The sequence below is a fragment of the uncultured Rhodoblastus sp. genome (assembly GCF_903903185.1).
Taxonomy (GTDB): Bacteria; Pseudomonadota; Alphaproteobacteria; order Rhizobiales; family Beijerinckiaceae; genus Rhodoblastus.
Map to the genome: position 1 here is coordinate 1 of NZ_CAIUXT010000001.1, position 3,949 is coordinate 3,949.

At 63.8% G+C, this 3,949-nt stretch carries 6 protein-coding genes; 5 read left to right on the top strand and 1 reads right to left on the bottom strand.

The features are described from left to right. The 5 genes from QZY01_RS00005 to QZY01_RS00025 form a co-directional block, all read left to right on the top strand. Positions 1-1,159 (top strand): acetyl-CoA carboxylase biotin carboxylase subunit (locus tag QZY01_RS00005; RefSeq protein ID WP_294531815.1); only part of this gene is annotated, 1,159 nt, incomplete at its 5' end. Further along, entirely contained in the window at positions 1,156-1,629 is a 474-nt protein-coding gene (locus QZY01_RS00010) for a hypothetical protein (protein ID WP_294531818.1), read from the top strand. The genes QZY01_RS00005 and QZY01_RS00010, both read left to right, overlap by 4 nt. 52 nt (positions 1,630-1,681) lie before the next feature. Next, entirely contained in the window at positions 1,682-2,356 is a 675-nt protein-coding gene (gene aat / locus QZY01_RS00015; RefSeq protein WP_294531820.1) for a leucyl/phenylalanyl-tRNA--protein transferase, read from the top strand. A 177-nt stretch (positions 2,357-2,533) separates the two neighbouring features. Next, a complete protein-coding gene (locus QZY01_RS00020) occupies positions 2,534-2,710 on the top strand; it encodes a hypothetical protein (protein WP_294531823.1) in 177 nt (58 codons plus the stop codon). 237 nt (positions 2,711-2,947) lie between these two features. Further along, the gene (locus QZY01_RS00025; RefSeq protein ID WP_294531826.1) at positions 2,948-3,505 is read left to right on the top strand and encodes a DUF308 domain-containing protein; all 558 of its coding nucleotides are present in this window, start codon (positions 2,948-2,950) and stop codon (positions 3,503-3,505) included. Positions 3,506-3,580: 75 nt separating this feature from the next. Here the strand turns inward: QZY01_RS00025 and QZY01_RS00030 are convergent. Then, positions 3,581-3,949: enoyl-CoA hydratase-related protein (locus QZY01_RS00030; RefSeq protein WP_294531829.1), on the bottom strand; the 369-nt coding region annotated here is incomplete at its 5' end.

The following is a 3,949-nucleotide window of genomic DNA, read 5'->3' on the forward strand; positions in this document are numbered from 1 at the left end:
CGCCTGCGAAATCACCGGCGCCGACGCCATCCCCCCGGGCTATGGTTTTCTGTCGGAGAACGCCAAATTCGCCGAAATTCTGCACGATCACGACATCGGCTTCATCGGTCCGAGCCCCGAGCATATCCGCATCATGGGCGACAAGATCGAGGCCAAGCGCACGGCGCGCGCGCTCGGGATTCCTTGCGTTCCCGGCTCTGAAGGCGCCATCACCGACGACGAGGAGGCGCTCCGCATCGCGCTGGAGATCGGCTTTCCGGTGCTGGTCAAGGCGGCGGCAGGCGGCGGCGGACGCGGCATGAAGGTCGCGCGCACGGCCGAAGACCTGTCGGAGGCGCTGACCTCGGCGCGCACCGAAGCAAAGGCGGCGTTCGGCGACGACGCGGTCTATCTTGAGAAGTTTCTCGACACGCCGCGCCATATCGAAATCCAGATTCTCGGCGACGGCCAGGGCGCCGCCGTCCATATCGGCGAGCGCGACTGTTCGTTGCAGCGCCGCCACCAGAAAGTGCTGGAGGAGACGCCCTCGCCGGCGCTCAACCAGGACGAACGCAGCCGCATCGGCGAAATCTGCGCCGCCGCCATGCGCAAGTTGCGCTATTCCGGCGCCGGCACCATCGAATTCCTCTATGAAGACGGCGAATTCTATTTCATCGAGATGAATACCCGGATTCAAGTCGAGCACCCGATCACCGAAATGATTTCCGGCCTCGATCTGCTGGTCGAGCAGATCAAGATCGCCAGCGGCTCGCCGCTGGGCTACACCCAGGCCGATCTCGAATTGCGCGGCCACGCCATCGAATGCCGCATTAATGCCGAAAACCCCGCGACCTTCATGCCCTCGCCAGGAAAAATCCTCTATTACCATCCGCCGGGCGGCGTCGGCGTGCGCGTCGATTCCGCCGTCTATCAGGGCTATACGATCCCGCCCAATTACGATTCGCTGGTCGGCAAGCTGATCGTGTTCGGCCGCACCCGCAACGAGGCGCTGATGCGCCTGCGACGGGCGCTCGACGAATTCATTGTCGATGGCATCGACACCACCCTGCCGCTGTTTCGCAAGCTGGTGCGCAATTCCGATATTCAGGACGGCGCCTACGATATTCATTGGCTCGAAGCCTTTCTGGCCAGTGGCGGCATGGACGACGAGACGTCGTGAGGGCGCCGCGCTCCGTCCTGGCTTCGGTCTTCTCGCTCCTGGCGCTGGTCGCTTTGGCCGTGCTGGCCGCTTTGGCCGCTTTGGCCGCGCTGTGGTTCTACTGGCCCCGATCCCCTTCGCCGCCTCCGCTGATCGCGGGCCTCGCCGACGACGGATTGCGCGGCGCCCCCTGCCCGGCGCGCTCGCTTTACGAGCAGGACGCGCGGAAAAAGCAGGGCGTCCGGCCCCCCGCGCAACTGGGCGAACGTCTGCGAGCCAAATTCCCGCTGGGTTCCGAGTCGTCGATGCTGGCGGCGGAACTGGCGGCGGAACATTTCGAAAAATTCACCCCCTGCCCCAATGACGAAGGCGTGTTCGGCGCGCGCTGGCGCAGTCCCGACTGGAGCCATCCCGACGCCTATGTCTATTGGCGCGCCGATGACGGCGACCGCCTGACCTTTCTCGACGGCCATATCAGCCGCGCCAACTGACGGCGGCTTAAAATCGCGCTTGTTTCCTTTGCTGCGCATGCAAAAATAGCCGATGCATTCCCCCTCGTCCAAAGCCGATCCGGTCACCGCGCATATTCTGCTGCGCGCCTATGCCGCCGGCCTGTTTCCGATGGCCGAGGATGCGGAAGACGAACATCTGCACTGGTTCGACCCGCGCCAGCGGGGCATTTTTCCGCTCGACGGACTCATCGTCTCGAAAAGCCTGGCCAAATCGATTCGCGCCGGAAAATTCGAAATCCGGGTCGACCATGATTTCAATCTCGTGCTGGCCCATTGCGCCGCCAGCCGGCCGGGCCGCGAAAAGACCTGGATCAACCGGCGCATCGCAAAACTGTTCCGCGAATTGTTCGAACAGGGCTTCGCCCACACGGTCGAAGCCTGGCGCGACGGCGAGATGGTCGGAGGCCTCTATGGGCTGGCGCTCGGCGGCGCCTTTTTCGGCGAGAGCATGTTTCACAGCGCGCCCGACGCTTCAAAAGTCTGCCTGACCCACCTGTTCGCGCGGCTGCGGCGCGGAGGCTTTTCGCTGCTCGACACGCAATTCGTCACGCCGCATCTGCAAAGCCTTGGCGCGATCGAAATTTCCCGCGCCGACTACCGCCGGCGGCTCGAAGCGGCGCTGGAGCGCAACGGCGATTTCCGCGCGTTCGACGGCTGCGACGTTTCGCCACAGACGGTTCTGGCCTGGGCGCGGCCGGAAAAGTGAGCGGCGGCCCGTCCCGGAGCCCGCCAAACGCCCGTTCAAAATAGCTCAAATGGAAGTTTTTCCGACAACGGGATGGCAACGGGAACCGCCCTATTTGGAAGCGTCGCCCATGAGACGGCGCCGGATTGCCGCCAATGGCCAATTCGGGCGCCGGCCTTCTAACAGCGGGAAAACATCATGACGCCCAATAGCGAAAACGCCTCCGCCGCCCGGTCCGACCGCCTTGCCTGCAAGGAAATCGGCTCTTTGATCTGCCTCGCAAGCGGCGTCTTCACCTGGAGACTGCTCAGCGACTACGCCTTCCCGGTCCTCGGCCAGACCGTCAAGGTGGCGCAATCGCTGATCCTCGGCTAGCTACTGGTTCCTGAAAAAATCGCGGATTTTTCGAAAAGGGAAATGCGGTTCAAAGGCTGGAGCATTTTCAGGTTTCCCGGAAACTTGAAAATGCTCCGGAAATGGCAGAGCGGACCGCCCTCCGGCAGGCTTGTCATTTGGTCCCGGCAGGCGCTAAATCGACCTCAGCTCCACCGTTGAGGGGCGCTACGACCGGTCCGCGCCCTGAACGCCGCCGGAACGCCAGAGGTTTTGACAATGGCCGACACACAAGCTTTCGCCGTGCAGATTCCTGCCGAAATCGTCCAATATTGGGGATGGTTTCTGGCGCTCGGGCTCGGATTGCTGGCGCTCGGCGTCGCCGCCATTGCGCGATCTTTTACCGCCACCGTCGCCACCATGCTGTTTTTTGGCTGGCTGCTGCTGCTGGCCTCTGGCATCGAAGTCGCCCAGGCCGTGCTGGTTGGCCATTGGGCGGGCTTCTTCCATCATGCGCTGGCGGCAATATTATTCGGCGTATTCGGCCTGCTGCTGGTGACGCGACCCTTGATCGGCGCCGAGGCGCTGACCTTCGTCATGGCGCTGTTTTTCCTGATCGGCGGCCTGTTTCAACTGGTCGGCTCGCTGTTCGTCGCGCTGCCGGGCTGGGGCTGGCAGGCGCTGGATGGACTCATCACGCTCGCCCTCGGCGCCATGGTCCTCGCGCAATGGCCGGCTTCGGGACTTTGGGTGATCGGCGTGTTCATCGGCATCGATCTTGTTTTTTACGGCCTGGCCTGGATCGCGCTGGCGCTCGGTTTGCGCAGCGCGGGTTGACGCCAGCGCGGCCGGTCGGATTGACCTTCCGCCTGCCACAGGCGCTTGCCAAGGGGCGGGCAAGCGCCTCGCCGCTCATGAATTGCTGAAATTGGCCGGCCGCTTTTCGATAAACGCGTCCATCCCCTCCTTCTGATCCTGCGTGGCGAACAGCGACTGGAACACCCGGCGCTCGAAGCGCGCCGCCTGGCTCAGCGGCATTTCGAAAGCCATGTTCACCGCCTCCTTGGTCAGCCGCGCCGCCGGCAGCGACATTGCGGCGATGGTTTGCGCCGCGCCCAAAGCCTCGTCCATCAGCTTGTCCACCGACACAATGCGCGAAACCAGCCCGCTTCGTTCGGCCTCGGCGACGTCCATCAGCCGGCCGGTCAGGCACATGTCCATCGCCTTGGCCTTGCCGACGGCGCGGGTCAGGCGCTGCGAGCCGCCGATGGCCGGCATCAC